This is a genomic window from Stenotrophomonas sp. YJH_SMC_10 (assembly GCF_059371555.1).
Genome location: NZ_JCAFUS010000003.1, coordinates 193,356 through 208,810 on the forward strand (window position 1 = coordinate 193,356; position 15,455 = coordinate 208,810).

Genomic DNA, 15,455 nt, shown 5'->3' on the forward strand with positions numbered 1-15,455 from the left:
TGGTGAAGTAATACCATTTTACGTCATGGAACGGCATGACTAGCATCGGGTCATGCCTTCACCCCACCGCCCCCTCCGTATCGTCGCCGTTTCCGGCGGACTGCAGCGCCCCTCGCGCGCGACCACCCTCTGCGAACACCTGCTGGACCTGATCGTCGAGCAGGTGCCGGGCAGTCCGCAGCTGGTCGAACTGGGCCAGCTGGCCCCACAGCTGGCCGGTGCGCTGTGGCGTTCGCAGCTGCCCGAGACCGTGGAGCGGCAGCTGCTGGCCGTTGAACAGGCCGACGTGCTGGTCGTGGCCACGCCGGTCTACCGCGGTTCGTACACCGGTCTGTTCAAGCACTTCTTCGACTTCATCGACCAGGACGCGCTGGTCGACACCCCCATCCTGCTGGCCGCCACCGGCGGCAGCGAGCGCCATGCGTTGGTGATCGACCATCAGCTGCGGCCGCTTTTCAGTTTCTTCCAGGCGCGCACCCTGCCGCTGGGCATCTACGCCACCGACCGCGACTTCGCCGAAGGACGCGTGCACAACGAAGCACTGATCCAGCGCGCGCGCCTGGCGGTGCAGCGGGCCATGCCGTTGTTGGCGCTCTCGCACCGCGCCGCGCCGCCCGTCCCCCGCGCGGCCACCGAAGCCCTTTGAATGCCAGATGCGCCCCTCCGCATCTGGATGCCACCCGCAGACCCGGAACGCCGCCCATGACGACCGACACCTTCACCTTCAGCATCACGCGCATCCCGTTCAACGAGGACTACCAGCCGGCCGAGGGCACGCGCATCACCACCAACTTCGCCAACCTGGCCCGCGGCGCGTCCCGGCGGGAAAACCTGCGCAACACGATCCGCATGATCAACAACCGCTTCAACGACCTGGCGCACTGGGACAACCCGAACGCGGACCGTTACGCGGTCGAGCTGGACATCATCTCGGTGGAGATGCACATCGACGGCGCTGACGGCAGCGATCCGTTCCCGTTGATCGAGGTACTGCAGCCCACCCTCGTCGACACGCAGACCGGCGTGCGTACCGAAGGCATCGTCGGCAACAATTTCTCCTCCTACGTGCGTGACTATGATTTCAGCGTGGTGCTGCCGGCCAGCAACGAGGGCAAGGCCACCTTCGGGCTTCCGGAAGGCTTTGGCGACCTGCACGGCAAGCTGTTCAAGCACTTCCTGGGATCGGACGCCTACCGCGCCAACTTCAGCAAGGGCCCGGTCATCTGCATCAGCGTCTCCAGCAGCAGGACCTACCACCGCACCGAGAACCACCACCCCATCCTGGGCGTGGAGTACCGTCAGGGCGAGCTCTCCCCCACCGACCAGTACTTCGACAAGATGGGCCTGCAGGTGCGTTACTTCATGCCGCCGGGCAGCGTCGCGCCGCTGGCGTTCTACTTCCAGGGTGATCTGCTGGGCGATTACTCGAACCTGGAACTGATCGGCACCATCAGCACCATGGAAGCGTTCCAGAAGATCTACCGCCCGGAGATCTACAACGCCAATTCCGTGGCCGGCAAGGTCTACCAGCCGAGCCTGAAGCACCAGGATTACTCGTCCACCCGCATCGTCTACGACCGCGAAGAGCGCAGCCAGCTGGCGGTCAAGCAGGGCCGGTTCACCGAGGAACACTTCATCAAGCCCTACCGCGCCGTGCTTGAGCAGTGGGCTGCCCGCTGATCCATCGATTTCCCATTCGCATTCCAGGACAACCCGATACCGATGAAGAAACTGCTCCCCACCTCCACCGCCGGCAGCCTGCCCAAACCCTCCTGGCTGGCCGAGCCGGAGAGGCTCTGGTCGCCCTGGAAGCTGCAGGACGAAGGCCTGGCTGAAGGCAAGCAGGATGCCCTGCGCCTGTCCCTGCAGGAACAGCAACACGCGGGCATCGACATCGTCAGCGACGGTGAGCAGACCCGGCAGCACTTCGTCACCACCTTCATCGAGCATCTGCACGGCGTCGACTTCGCAAAGCGCGAAACCGTGCGCATCCGCAACCGCTACGATGCCAGCGTGCCCACCGTGGTCGGCGCCGTGAGCCGGCCCAGGCCGGTATTCGTCGAGGATGCGAAATTCCTGCGTCGGCAGACCACGCAGCCGATCAAGTGGGCGCTGCCCGGCCCGATGACGATGATCGACACGCTGTACGACGCGCACTACAGGAGCCGCGAGAAGCTGGCCTGGGAGTTCGCGAAGATCCTCAACGAGGAAGCGAAGGAACTGGAGGCCGCTGGCGTGGACATCATCCAGTTCGATGAGCCGGCCTTCAATGTGTTCTTCGACGAAGTGAACGACTGGGGCGTGGCCGCGCTGGAGCGCGCAGTCGAAGGGCTGAAGTGCGAGACAGCCGTACACATCTGCTACGGCTACGGCATCAAGGCCAACACCGACTGGAAGCAGACGCTGGGATCGGAATGGCGCCAGTACGAGGAATCGTTCCCGAAACTGCAGACCTCCAGCCTCGACATCATTTCGCTGGAATGCCACAACTCGCACGTGCCGATCGACCTGATCGAGCTGGTGCGCGGCAAGAAGGTGATGGTCGGCGCCATCGACGTGGCCTCCAGCACGGTCGAGACGGCCGACGAGGTGGCCAGCACCCTGCGCAAGGCACTGCAGTTCGTCGACGCCGACAAGCTGTACCCCAGCACCAACTGCGGCATGGCGCCGCTGGCACGCGACGTGGCCAGGGGCAAGCTGCGTGCGCTCAGCGAAGGGGCGAGGATCGTGCGCGAGGAACTATCGGCATAGCTCGCGCGGGAGCAGCGGGCGCCGTGCCGGGACTCCATCCGTTCTGGCCGCGCGCCTGCACGTCGGGCCTGGCCAGCGCCGCAGGCCGCCGCGGCGCCAGCGCCTGCTTGATCCGTGCCACCTCCCCTGCCCCGGCCTCGGCCAGGCGCCGCGCCTGCTGGCGCTGCTCGCGCGTAAGCGCAGGCTGCAGTGCAGCGCCTGCGCCGGGCGCTACGTCCACCAGGCGGGCGACCGCATCGCGCAGCCGCAACTGCGGCCAAAGCCGAACCGCGCACCAGCGCTCGGCGTAGCGCCTGGCCTGCCGCACGTTGGCGGCCTGGACGACCTTGGGCTGCGACGTACCGCGCGCATCCAGGCGCACCCGGAAGCCGGACACCGCGTGCGGGACGATGCAGGCCACGGAGCGGCCGTTCCACCACAGCTCGCAGCGTTCACCGCGTTGCACCCAGCCGGAGGGCGCGGTGACGGCTGGCAGATCGTGATGATCGAAGGAGGGCTGCATGGCCGGAAGGATACGAGCGGCCGTCGCAGGGAATGAGATTGCGAACGGGTCCGGATCTGCGATCGCGAAGCGTTCGACAGAGAAACAGCAGCCCCGTGCGGCCGCACGCCACGTTGGCGGGGGCAGGAATCATTACCGTGACACGTCACGGCCGATCACCGCTTCGAGCCACTCGGCTCGGTTCGCGCGACCGCTCGATCGAGCGCCGCTTCGTCGATCAGATCCGCGTCGTGGCCATGAACCGCTCGCGGTCCTGCTGCGTGCGGCGGCGGATCTCTTCCAGCGCCTGGCTTTCGGTGGCCTGCAGCATGGCTTCGAACAGGCGCTGGAAGTGATGCCGCATCGCATTGCGTGCGGCCACCGGATCACGCGCGCGCAGCGCATCGAAGATCGCCATGTGCTCGTCGGCACGGCTGGCACCATCATCATGGCAGACCCGTGCATAGACCTCGGTCACCCGTGGCAGTTCACTGCGCATGCGCCAGATCTGCTGCACGAAGTACTCCACGACCGGGTTGCCGGAAAGCCGCGCGATGGTCAGGTGGAAGCGGCGGTCATACTCGCCGGCCTCTTCATCGCTCAGGTCGCGCCGGCACAACGCTTCGGCCAGCACCTGCAGCTCGGCGATGCCGTCGTCATCCAGATTGCTGGCGGCCAGCGCCGCCGCTTCGGCTTCGAACACCGCGCGGGCCGCGGTGAGGTCGAAGGCGCTGACATCCGGCAGCCCGCCCGGCACCTGCGCCGGTCGCGGCTTGACATGCACGCCCGACCCGATGCGGATCGCAATCCAGCCCTGGGCCTCCAGTGCGATTTCAGCCTCGCGGATGGTGACCCGGCTGACCCCGAAGCGCTCGGCCAGCTCACGCTCGCCCGGCAGCCGCGATCCGGGCGGGAACTCGCCGTCCTCGATCAACTTGCGCAACTTGCTGGCGATGGTCTGGTAAAGACGGTTGGCGGACATGCGGCTGACCCTTGGCGATTCCGTCCCGGCCCCTGCCCTGCCACCGTGGCCGGCAACGGTCCGGTTGGAGCGACGGCGCGACCACTGGCCGCGCCGCCCTGTTCAGAACGTGTATCGTACACCGAAATACGCACGCCGCCCGTAGCTCACCACTTCGCGGAAGTTCCCATAAAGCGGCTGGTAGGCCACGCGTGGTTCATTGGTCAGGTTCATCAGTTCCAGTGACAGCGACAGCTGCTTGTTCACCCGATAGCGCAGGCGCAGATCGACACTGGTGTTGTCATCGTAATAGCGGTTCTGCTGCGCGGCGTTGCCGGTGAAATCCTGGTAATAGCGCGAGCGGTACTTGCCGATGGCCTGGACGTTGAAGCGCCCGACATCCCAGTAGATCGAGCCGGACAGCACGTGCCGCGAGAAGCCGCTCAGGCCCGCCGGTGGCACGATGGCCGGGATGATCGTGCCGTCGCTGGCCAGCTGCTCACCCAGGCGCGAATCCTGGGTCTGGTAATCGGCATCGGCATAGTTGTAGCTGATCTTGAAGCCCAGCCCATCGAACGGCTTCGGCAGGTAGGACAGGCGGTGAGTGGCCGTCAGCTCGAAGCCGGTCAGCGTACTGTCCTCGTCGGTGGTTACCTGCTGGCGCACCGGCACGGTCACACTGCGGCCATCGATCGTATAGGTCTCTGGCACCAGCGCGGTGGCGGTGCCACCGTTGAACTGCTTCCAGTACACCGCCCCGGCCAGCATCGTATCGGGATTGGGGTACCACTCCAGAGAGAGGTCGCCATTCCAGGACATCAGCGGCTGCGCGGCGGGATTGCCGCTGGCGCTGATGTCATCCAGCGCGTCAGCCAGGTTGCCGTAGGTGGCATCACTGCTGACGTTGATGGTGCGCCCGGCCCCCAGCGCGGCGATGTCCGGCCGGGACATCGCGCGGTAAGCACCCACCCGCAGCAGCAGGTCCGGGCGCAGCTCGAAGGCCGCGTTGAGGCTGGGCAGCAGCTTGTCGTTGCCGGCCTTGAACACCTGCGTGCTGTAGGCGCCGGTCGGCTGCAGGCGGATCGTCCCGTCACCGTTGTCCTCGACCCGCAGACCGGTACGCACACCTTCGGAACGCACATCGGTCCTGACCCAGCGCAGGCCAGCATTGCCGGTTACCGGCAGGCCGAACAGGGTGCTGCTGAACTCCCCCATCAGGTATACCGCGCGGGTCTTCTCGGTGACATCAACGTTGTTCGGGTCCTGGAAGCCCGGGTCGAGCCCGCTGTCCAGGCTGCCACGGAACGATTGGTACAGGCAGTCCGGATCAAAGTAGGCCCACGAGGAAATCGTGTTGCCGCTGACCGCATCCATGAAATCGTCCTGCGGGAAGGGCGCGCGGCAGGCCCGGCCTGCAGCGATGATCTTCGCCTTGTCGGCCGCCACGCGCGGGTCGTAGTCGGTCACCAGGGTGTTGTCGCGCAGCCGGTAATCGGCCTGGCTGGCGCGCACGCCGCCCTTGATGCGGGTGAAGAAGCCGGCCTCCGGCATGAAGCTGGCATCGAAGCGTCCGGCCTTGATCCTGTGGTCGTTCTCCGTCGCGCTGGAGGTCACGCGCGCCGCGCCGGTGTAGGCATCCCAGTTGCCGGGGTCGAAACTCGGTGCCAAGGCAACACTGGGCACTTCACCCCGCCAGTCCCAGTCATAGTCCACATAGCCGGTAGCTCCACTGCTGATGCCCGGCACCACGGCATTGTTGACGTCGCGCTGGTTGGCGCGCAGGCGGCTCATGCGTTCGCTGTCGAGGCGATGGGTGTGCGAATAGGAAAGGTCGGTGGACAGCTCCCAGGCCGGGCTGGGGCGCAGGATCAGGTTCACGCCGCCACCGGTGTATTCCTCGCCGCGCCAGTAGCGGTTGGAAGTCGAGTCGATCGAGGTGCTGCCATGCAGGTGACGCACGATGCCATCCTCGTCCACCTCCCGCCGGGTGATGCCACGCCGTGCATTGGACAGGCTCAGGTCGCTGCGGTTCTCGTACCAGTTGCGCTCGGTATGTTCGAAGTCGAGGTTCAACTCGACCGTGTCATTGGGCCGCCACTGCAGTGCGGCGAATTCGCTCTGCCGATCGTTGCGCTCCTGCTTCATGCGGTAGATGCGGCTGCTTGGCACCAGGTAGTACGGTGCGCCGTTGGCAATGGCCTGCGCGGAGACTTCATTGCAGTTGGCATTGGCCACGTTCTGCGTGCCATCACAGGCATACCAGGTCGAGCCGCTGGTGATGCTCTCTTCCGGGTCGGTGCCATCCAGTCGCTGGACGCCCAGCGAGACGCCCAGCTTCTGCCCGTTGCCGAACTCGAACTGGTCGATATAACTGGCGGTGCCGCGGTAGCCGATGCCATCCCTGTCGCGGTATTTGTGGTCGTACTCGGCCCAGCTGCCGCGCAGGTCCAGTTGCGCCGCCCGCTTGCCGTACTCCAGTGGGCGCACCGTCTCCAGGCCGATGGTGCCGGCCACGCCACCCTCGATGATGTCAGCGCGCTGGGTCTTGTAGATCGCCACGGTATTGATCAGCTCAGCCGGGAACATGTTGAAGTTCACCGAGCGGTCACCGCTGCCATTGGTGATCTCGCGGCCGTTGAAATGGGTGCTGCTGAGGAATGCGCCAAGGCCGCGGATCGAGATCTCCGAAGCGCCGGTCTTGTCGCGGGTGGACGCGGCGCCGGTCAACGTTTCGATGGCGTCGGCCAGCGACGGGGCCGGCAGGTCACCGATGTCGTCGGCTGAAAGCACGTCGGCGATGACGGTGTCGTCGCGCTTCTTGTTGATCGAACTCTGCATCGACTCACGGATGCCGGTGACCTGCACCTGGTCGAGTGTGGTGGGGTCCTGCCCCGCCGTATCCCTGCTGGACTGGGCCAAGGCGGCAGGCGTACCCGCCAGCACGGCGAGCAGGGCCACGATCAGGGGCGTGGGGGACAACGAGATGCTGGGCACTGCTCCGGCGGGTTGCCGCATGGTTCCTCCTCCCAAAGGATCGCCTGCACGGCAGGCGTGGGACGCAGCTTCGGCATGCGGACATGAAAATGTCAACCAACTGGTCTGTTCTTTTTCGAATGCCATTGTTTCATACCAATCAACGGCAATTTAATGTGCTAACGCAGCATGACTTTGCGCATCCACTGGCTTACAAAGGTCCCGCAACTGGTCTGCACCTCATCCCTGAAACGACGGCGCGGCCGTCTCTGGAAGGACACCATGCGCAGTACACGCCATTCGCGCCACCCGACCTCTATTCGCCTGACCACAGCCCTGGCATTTTGCCTGACCACTTTGCCGGCAACCGCCGCAAGCTGGCTCGTGCATGACGCTGCGGAGTTCGACACGGCCGCCGCGTCGTTACAGCCGGGTGACGAAATCGTGCTGGCCGATGGCACCTGGACCGACACCCGGCTGCTGCTGAAGGGCCAGGGAACCGCAGCCGCGCCGATCGTGCTGCGGGCGCAGACCCCGGGCAAGGTGATCCTCAGCGGGCAGTCGGACCTGCGCCTGGCCGGCAGCTACCTGCAGGTGTCCAACCTGGTGTTCCGCAACGGCTACACACCGGGCGACGCGGTGGTGGCGTTCCGCGAATCCAGCAAGGCGGTGGCCAGCCACAGCCAGGTGAGCGGCCTGGTCATCGACAACTACACCAACCCGGACCCCGGCGACCAGGACTACTGGGTATCGCTGTATGGCAGCCACAACCGGCTGGACCATAGCCAGCTGCGCGGCAAGACCAACGCGGGGCCCACCGTGGTGGTAGTGCGCGATGCCACGCAGGGCCTGGACAACCAGCACCGCATCGACCACAACTGGTTCGGCCCACGCCCTGCGCTGGGCGTCAACGGCGGTGAAACCCTCCGCATCGGCACCAGTGACACCTCGCTGAGCGCATCCAACAGCACGGTGGAGAACAACTGGTTTGAAGGCTGCGACGGCGAAACCGAGATCATCAGCAGCAAATCCGGGGGCAACACCTATCGCGGCAACGTGTTCTACCGCTCTGCCGGCGCACTCACACTGCGCCATGGCAACGGCAACCGGGTGATCGGCAACGTCTTCCTCGGCGATGACAAGGCCGGCACCGGGGGCGTGCGCATCATCAACGGCGATCAGATCGTCAGCAACAACTATTTCGAACGCCTGGCCGGATCCAGCAACCGCTCCGCGCTGGCCGTCATGGATGGACAGGCCGATCCCCCGCTGTCCGGTTACGCACCGGTAGTGAATGCCACGATCAGCCGCAATACCTTCGTGGATGTGGCCAAGATCAGCTTCGGCGTGGGCCATGATGAAGCCAAGGGCATCGTGGTGGCCGCCAGCAACAGCCGCTTCAGCGCCAACCTGATCGTCAATCGCGCCAGCAGGAATCCACCCAACACGGCCAGCTCGCTGGCCGGCATCACCTTCAGTGGCAACGTGCAGTCACCGGCGGCCAGCAGCGTGTTTCCCGCCGGGGTGGAAGGCCGCAGCGTCAGCCTGCAGCAGGCTGGCAGCGGGTTGTGGGTTGCCACGCCTGCGCTGCCCCAGGTGGGCGCCGATCCTGCCTTGGCGATGACCGCGCGCGAGGCGACCGGCGTGGACTGGTATCCCAAGGTGGGCGAGATTGCCCTGTCACGCGTCAGCACCGGAGTTGATCGATGAGGTTGCAGCCGCTGTTCGTCTCCCTGGCCCTGGCGGCCCCCCTCGCCCTGCTGCCGGCCACGCCGCTGCTGGCAGCGCCCGCTGCCGCTGCGTGGCAGGCCGACACCGCGCCGGTGCTGGTCACTGCCGCGCAATGGCAGCAGATGGCCAGCGAAGGCAGTCGTTACCCATGGTTCGCCAAGGAGCAGGCGCGCACCGAGGCAACACTGAAGAAGATGATGAAGGCCGGCATCGACGTACCGGTACCGAAGGACAAGGGCGGCGGACGCACCCATGAACAGCACAAGCGCAATTACCAGGCCCTGCTCGCGGCCGGCACGTTGTATCGGCTGACCGGTGACAGGGCCTACGTGGACTACGCGCGCGACATGCTGCTGCAGTATGCCCGGCTCTACCCGACGCTGGGCCCGCATCCCGAAGGTCGTGGGCAGATCCCCGGACGCGTTTTCTGGCAGGTGCTGAACGATTCGGTGTGGCTGGTCAACGCCATCCAGGGCTACGACGCGATCCGTGATGCGCTGTCCGCCGATGACCGCGACACCATCGAATCAAAGGTGTTCCGGCCGATGGCCGGGTTCCTCGCCAGCGAGCCGAAGAACTACGACCAGATCCATAACCACGCCACGTGGGCGGTGGCGGCTACCGGCATGACCGGCTATGTACTGCGCGATCCTGAGCTGGTGGAGAAATCCCTGCGCGGGAGCCAGAAGGATGACCGGTTCGGCTTCCTTCGCCAGATCGACCTGCTGTTCTCACCCGACGGATACTACGAGGAAGGTCCGTACTACCAGCGCTATGCACTGGCGCCGTTCCTGCTGTTCGCCAACGCCATCGAACGCAACGAGCCGCAGCGGAAGATCTTCGCGCGCCGTGACGGCGTACTGCTGAAGGCTGTCGATGTGCTGGTGCAGTCCAGCTATGGCGGCCTGTTCTTCCCGATCAACGATGCCATCCTGGACAAGGGCATCGACACCGAAGAGCTGGTGGCCGGCATCGGCATCGCCTATGCACGCACCGGGGACGACCGACTGCTGTCGGTAGCCCAGCAGCAGAAGCGCCTGCTGTTGTCGCCCGAGGGCCTGCAGGTGGCGCAGGCACTGGCCGCGAACAGGGCCAGGCCCTTCGATTACCACCCGATGCTGCTGCGCGATGGTCCCGACGGCGACCGTGGCGGCCTGGCGATCCTGCGCATGAACGGCGAACGCGGCCAGGCGCTGGTGCAGAAGGACACCCTGCAGGGGATGGGACATGGCCACTTCGACAAGCTCAACTGGCTGTTCTACGACAACGGCAATCCGGTGGTGACCGACTACGGCGCCGCCCGCTTCCTCAACGTGGAAGCCAAGCGTGGCGGCATCTACCTGGCCGAGAACCGCAGCTGGGCCAAGCAGACGGTGGCCCACAACACCCTGGTGGTGGACGAGCAGAGCCACTTCCAGGGCGACTGGAAGCGCGGCGAGGCGCATGCCCCGCAGGTGCGCTTCTTCCAGGCCGATGCCGATACCCAGGTCGCCTCGGCGAGCATGCGTGACGCCTACCCCGGCGTGGCGTTCACCCGCACCCAGGCGCTGCTGCGCCACCGCGACCTGGGCCTGCCGGTGGTGCTGGACCTGCTGCAGGTCCACGGCGAAAAGGCCGCACGCTACGACCTGCCGCTACACTTCAACGGCCACATCGTCACCACCGGCTTCGAGGCCGCGCACTTCCCCGCCCAGCGCCCGGTGCTGGGCAAGGACAACGGCTACCAGCACCTGTGGCTGGACGCACGCAGCGCGCCCGGCAGCGAACCGCGTTCGCTGGCGTGGCTGCTGGATGGGCGCTTCTACACCTACCGCTTCGGCAGCAGCGCGCCGGCACAGGCGCTGCTGGTGGAGAGCGGCGCGAACGATCCGGAGTTCAACCTGCGCCGTGAGCCGGCCCTGCTGCAGCGCGTGGAAGGCCAGAAGGACGTCACCTTCTTCAGCGTGCTGGAACCCCATGGCGAGTACAACGGCACCGCCGAATACGTGCACGGTGCGGACAGCCGCATCAAGGCGATCGTGCGCGGCCGCGGCAGCGACGCCGAAGTGATCGAACTGCGCCTGGCCAGCGGTGCACGCATCGCCCTGGGCGTGGCCGACGACAGCAGCGCCCAGGGCGAGCACAGCGTGACCATCGACGGCCACACCTATCGATGGAGCGGCAGCCACGCACGCATGGACCGCAGCAAGGGGGACGGCGAATGAACGGCCCTGCGGCGGTGGCCAACCTGCGCAAGGTGCCGGTACGTTCAGCAGTACGCTGGCTGATCGTGGGCCTGATCGCCGTGGCTACGGTCATCAACTACATCGACCGCAACGCCCTGGCCGTGATGTGGCCGGAAATCGCCAGAGAAGTGGGCGCGACCAAGGACGACTATGCCCTGCTGGTAACGGTGTTCATGCTGTTCTACGCCACCGGGCAGTTCCTGTTCGGTCGCCTGTTCGACATGATCGGCACACGCCTGGGCTTCGCCCTGTCGATCAGCGTATGGTCGATCTCCATCGCCCTGCACGCGATCACCCATTCGATGCTGTCCTTCAGCCTGGTGCGGGCGATGCTCGGCATCAGCGAAGCGGGTGCGTGGCCGGGCGCGGTGAAGGCCAACGCCGAATGGTTCCCGGCGCGCGAGCGCGCGTTGGCACAGGGCGTGTTCAATGCCGGCGCGTCGATCGGCGCGATCGTCTCCGCACCGGCCATCGCCAGCCTGTACCTGTGGCTGGGCTGGCGTGGCACCTTCGTGCTGGTCGGCGCGATCGGCTTCCTGTGGCTGTTGCCGTGGCTGTTGGTCTACCGCGCCGGGCCGGACAAGCATCCGTGGGTGAGCGATGCCGAGCGCCGCCTGATCCTGGAAGACCAGGCCGGGCGGCAGGCGCAGGCAACGCCCAAGGCCAGCGTGCGCGCGCTGCTGGCCCATCGGCAGAGCTGGGGCATGCTGGCCTGCCGCTTCCTGCTGGACCCCATCTGGTGGTTGTTCGTGTCCTGGCTGCCGATCTATCTCGCTGAAACCTTCGGTTTCGACATCAAGCAGATCGGCCTGTTCGCCTGGGTGCCATTCGTAGGCGCGATGTTGGGCAGCCTCGGGGGTGGCTGGCTGTCCGGGCGCCTGATCCGCGCCGGGTACAGCGTGGACCGCGCGCGCAAGCTGGCGATCACCTTGGGCTGCGTGATCATGGCCCCCGCCCTGCTGGGCGCGGTGCTGGCCAACCAGCCGCTGCTTGCGGTACTGGCGATCGCCGCGGTGCTGTTTGGATTCCAGGTGGCCATCGGCAACATCCAGACCCTGCCGGGTGACCTGTTCGACGGCCGGTCGGTTGGCACCCTCGCTGGCCTGGGCGGCCTGGCCGCAGTGGCCGGCACCCTCATCACCACCTGGCTGGTGCCGGTGCTGACCCGTCATTCCTACGCCCCGATCTTCATCCTCGTCGCCGCACTGGTGCCACTGTCGCTGGCCGCGCTGTGGTGGTGGACCGGGCCGATCCACAAGCTCGACCGCCGCGTCGGCTGAGCCCGCGTCCCCCTTTCATTCCCCCGCAAACCAAGGAGTTTTCCGCATGTCGTTCCAGGACAAGGTGGCCATTGTCACCGGTGGTGGCCGCGATATCGGCCGCGCCGTCTCGCTCAAACTGGCCGCTGCCGGTGCACGCGTCTGCATCAACTACGCCAATGATGAAGCCAGTGCCCAGGAAACACTGGCACAGATCCGCGCGGCAGGTGGCCAGGCCATGGTGCACCGCGCTGATGTCACCGATGCCACAGCCGTGGCCGGCCTGGTCGCAGCGGCACAGGCCGCCTTCGGCACGCGCATCGACCTGCTGGTGAACGTGGCCGGCGGCATGGTGCAGCGTCGTCCGCTGGCCGAGATCGATCCAGCGTTCTTCCACGCCGTGATGGACCTGAACCTCACCTCCACCTACCTGACCACGCACGCAGTGGTGCCGCACATGGGCGAAGGCGCAGCGATCGTCAACTTCGCCTCCCAGGCCGGCCGCGATGGCGGCGGCCCAGGCGCGTCGATCTACGCGACGGCCAAGGCCGCAGTGATGACCTTTACCCGCGCCATGGCCAAGGAACTGGGACCGAAGGGCATCCGGGTCAATGCCCTGTGCTGCGGCATGATCGCCACCCGCTTCCACGACGAATTCACCAAGCCGGAGGTGCGCAGCGCCGTCGCCGGCGCCACCCCGCTGCGCCGCCAGGGCATGCCGGAAGAAGCGGCTGACGCGGCGGTGTTCCTGGCTTCGGATGCGGCGGCGTTCATCACCGGTGCGAACCTGGACGTCAACGGCGGCACCTACTTCTCCTGACCTGAGCGGACACCTGCCCATGCAGCGCTGGACACTTCTGTTTTCATTGACGCTCTGCTCCGCCATGACGGCGCCCGCTGTGTGGGCCGCACCCGTGTGGGTCACTGCCTGGACGGCAGCGCCCGCGCCCGACCGCAAGGACGGAACGTCAGAGTCACCGGTACAGTTCGCCGCACAGACCGTGCGCCAGGACATGCGCATTGGCAGCCGTGGCGATGCGCTGCGGCTGCGCATCAGCAACGAGCTCGGCACGGCGCCCTTGCAGGTCGAGGACCTTCGCGTGGGAGTGAAGAACGGCAAGGCCGCACCGCTGCCGGTAACGGTTGATGGCCGCGCGGTCATCGAGGTGCCGGTCGGAGCCGCGCTGCTGAGCGACCCGGTGCGGATGCCGGTGGCGGCGCTGCAGGAGATCAGCGTGAGTGCCTATTTCCCGCAGCCCACCCGCCCCGCCGTGCGCCGCACCGAGCTGCGGGTCGCAGAGGGCAGGCAGACAGACGTCGCCGACAGCGTACGGCTGAGCTACCAGCAGAACGTGTTCTCGGCCGTCATGGTGCAACGCGCCGAACGCCCGCAGGTGATCGTGGCGCTCGGCGACTCGATCACGGAAGGCGCCACTGCGCGACGCGGCACCTTCAACCAGTGGCCGGAACGGTTGGCGCAGCGCCTGCAGCAGGCATGTCCTGATCGCTTTGTCGTGCTCAATCAGGGCATCAGCGGCAACAAGCTGCTCGACCCTGGCCGCAGCCACAGCGCGCTGTCCCGCCTGGATCGCGATGTGATTGCAGTGGCCGACGCCGATCAGGTGATCCTGCTGGAAGGCATCAATGACATCCGCCACGGTGGCGGCGCCCAGCCAGTACCCGGACGCAACGCGGCGGACATGATGCAGGGCTATCAGCAGGTTGCGACGCGACTGCATGCGCACGGCATCCGCGCCTGGCTGGGCACACTGACCCCGTTCGGCGGTTCCGAGCGCTACGAGCCCGTGTCGGCGGCGACCCGCATCACGATCAACCAGTGGGCACGCGCCGGCAACAGCGGCTTCGATGGCATCGTCGATTTCGATGCCGCCCTGCGTGACCCGAAGGCCGCGGAATCGTTGCCCAGCGACATCACCCGCGACCATCTGCATCCCAACGACGAAGGCTACCGGCGCATGGCCGATGCCATCGATCTGCGCATGCTGGGCTGCACCACCCCCGAGTGAGAGAGAACCGATGAGCCGCGTCGTTTGTTTCGGTGAGTTGCTGCTGCGCCTGGGCGCGCCCGGTCGTGAACTGCTGCTGCAGACGCCGCAGCTGCAGGTGCATGTGGGGGGCGCCGAAGCCAACGTCGCGGTCTCGCTGGCCCACCTTGGCCACGAGGTGCAGATGGTCAGCACGGTACCTGCCAACGCGCTGGGCCGGCACGCCGTGGCCGAGCTGCGGCGGCATGGCGTGGGCGTGGCCGGCGTGCGTGAAGTGGAGAATGAACGCATGGGCCTGTACTTCCTGGCAACCGGCGCGGTGCAGCGGGCCAGTGAAGTGGTGTACGACCGGGCCGGGTCCGCATTCGCAAACAGCAGCGCCAAGGATCATCCGTGGCCTGCTCTGCTGTCCGGCGCGCACCTGCTGCATGTCTCGGGCGTGAGCCCGGCGCTGGGCGCCAACGTGGCCGAGTCGGTGCTGGGTGCCGTGCATGCGGCTCGCGCGGCCGGTGTCCGGGTATCGTTCGACGGCAATTACCGTCCCTCGCTGTGGCGACGCTGGGACGGCGACGCCGCGGCGATCCTGCGCGAGCTCTTCGCCGGGGCGGACATCGTCTTTGCCGATCACCGGGATATTGAACGGGTGTTGGGGCTGCACTTTGCGCAGGACGATGCGGTCGCCCGAACCGTAGCGGCTGCGGCCGCCGCGTTTGCCGCCTTCCCGCACCTGCAGTGGCTGGCCTGCACCCAGCGCGACGTGGTGAGTGCCGACCATCACCGCCTGGGCGCGCTTCTGTTGGGACGCGACGGGACGCGGGCGCAGGCACCACCGCGCCCCCTGCCTGGCATCGTCGACCGGATCGGCGGCGGCGACGCGTTCGCTGCCGGCATCCTGCACGGATTGCTGTCCGGATTCGACGCGGAAAGCACGGTGGCGTTCGGACTGGCGTCAGGCGCCTTGAAGCACTCCATCCCCGGAGACTTCAACCCGGTCGCCGAGGCGCAGGTGCTGGCGCTGCTGGACAATGCAGGCGCAGATGTCCGGCGCTGAACGCACAACGCGCTCGC

13 protein-coding genes are annotated in these 15,455 nt (G+C 66.6%); 10 read left to right on the forward strand and 3 right to left on the reverse strand.

Annotation, left to right across the window (positions count from 1 at the left end; genetic code table 11):
* Window positions 1–52 precede the first annotated feature (52 nt).
* From msuE to AC5P9C_RS06535, 3 genes are read left to right on the forward strand one after another with little or no spacing between them, the layout of a single operon-like run.
* On the forward strand, window positions 53–646 hold the full coding sequence (gene msuE, locus AC5P9C_RS06525; RefSeq protein ID WP_049467242.1) for an FMN reductase: 594 nt from the start codon (window positions 53–55) through the stop codon (window positions 644–646).
* 56 nt (window positions 647–702) lie between these two features.
* Complete coding sequence (locus AC5P9C_RS06530) at window positions 703–1,680, forward strand: DUF1852 domain-containing protein (protein WP_343541003.1); 978 nt, start codon at window positions 703–705, stop codon at window positions 1,678–1,680.
* A 42-nt stretch (window positions 1,681–1,722) separates the two neighbouring features.
* Entirely contained in the window at window positions 1,723–2,751 is a 1,029-nt protein-coding gene (locus AC5P9C_RS06535) for a methionine synthase (RefSeq protein ID WP_414614991.1), read from the forward strand.
* Here the strand turns inward: AC5P9C_RS06535 and AC5P9C_RS06540 are convergent.
* The 3 genes from AC5P9C_RS06540 to AC5P9C_RS06550 all read right to left on the reverse strand — a co-directional run bounded on the left by AC5P9C_RS06540 (window position 2,708) and on the right by AC5P9C_RS06550 (window position 7,208).
* Window positions 2,708–3,253, reverse strand: coding sequence for a hypothetical protein (locus AC5P9C_RS06540; protein WP_343541005.1), 546 nt, complete (start codon window positions 3,251–3,253; stop codon window positions 2,708–2,710). The two genes, AC5P9C_RS06535 and AC5P9C_RS06540, sit on opposite strands and share 44 nt — an antisense overlap.
* Window positions 3,254–3,470: 217 nt before the next feature.
* Window positions 3,471–4,214: a FadR/GntR family transcriptional regulator gene (locus AC5P9C_RS06545; protein WP_057494826.1), complete on the reverse strand. Its 744-nt coding sequence runs from the start codon at window positions 4,212–4,214 to the stop codon at window positions 3,471–3,473.
* Window positions 4,215–4,316: 102 nt separating this feature from the next.
* On the reverse strand, window positions 4,317–7,208 hold the full coding sequence (locus AC5P9C_RS06550; protein WP_414614992.1) for a TonB-dependent receptor: 2,892 nt from the start codon (window positions 7,206–7,208) through the stop codon (window positions 4,317–4,319).
* A gap of 62 nt (window positions 7,209–7,270) precedes the next feature.
* Between AC5P9C_RS06550 and AC5P9C_RS06555 the strand changes: the two genes are divergently transcribed.
* The 7 genes from AC5P9C_RS06555 to AC5P9C_RS06585 are packed head-to-tail and all read left to right on the forward strand — an operon-like array spanning window position 7,271 to window position 15,438.
* Window positions 7,271–7,558 carry a hypothetical protein gene (locus AC5P9C_RS06555; protein ID WP_414614993.1) on the forward strand — a complete coding sequence of 96 codons (288 nt, stop codon included), beginning with the start codon at window positions 7,271–7,273 and terminating at the stop codon, window positions 7,556–7,558.
* Window positions 7,551–8,876 carry a polysaccharide lyase 6 family protein gene (locus AC5P9C_RS06560; RefSeq protein ID WP_495205114.1) on the forward strand — a complete coding sequence of 442 codons (1,326 nt, stop codon included), beginning with the start codon at window positions 7,551–7,553 and terminating at the stop codon, window positions 8,874–8,876. Before AC5P9C_RS06555 ends, AC5P9C_RS06560 begins: the two co-directional genes overlap by 8 nt.
* Window positions 8,873–11,101, forward strand: a complete 2,229-nt coding sequence (locus AC5P9C_RS06565) for an oligoalginate lyase (protein ID WP_343541013.1) — start codon at window positions 8,873–8,875, stop codon at window positions 11,099–11,101. Before AC5P9C_RS06560 ends, AC5P9C_RS06565 begins: the two co-directional genes overlap by 4 nt.
* Window positions 11,098–12,402: an MFS transporter gene (locus AC5P9C_RS06570; RefSeq protein WP_343541015.1), complete on the forward strand. Its 1,305-nt coding sequence runs from the start codon at window positions 11,098–11,100 to the stop codon at window positions 12,400–12,402. The genes AC5P9C_RS06565 and AC5P9C_RS06570 overlap by 4 nt, the downstream gene beginning before the upstream one ends.
* Before the next feature lie 46 nt (window positions 12,403–12,448).
* Complete coding sequence (locus tag AC5P9C_RS06575; protein WP_064238599.1) at window positions 12,449–13,201, forward strand: SDR family NAD(P)-dependent oxidoreductase; 753 nt, start codon at window positions 12,449–12,451, stop codon at window positions 13,199–13,201.
* A 19-nt stretch (window positions 13,202–13,220) separates the two neighbouring features.
* The gene (locus tag AC5P9C_RS06580; RefSeq protein WP_495205115.1) at window positions 13,221–14,408 is read left to right on the forward strand and encodes a GDSL-type esterase/lipase family protein; all 1,188 of its coding nucleotides are present in this window, start codon (window positions 13,221–13,223) and stop codon (window positions 14,406–14,408) included.
* Between the two features lie 10 nt (window positions 14,409–14,418).
* On the forward strand, window positions 14,419–15,438 hold the full coding sequence (locus AC5P9C_RS06585) for a sugar kinase (protein ID WP_343541019.1): 1,020 nt from the start codon (window positions 14,419–14,421) through the stop codon (window positions 15,436–15,438).
* The last annotated feature ends 17 nt before the right edge of the window (window positions 15,439–15,455 follow it).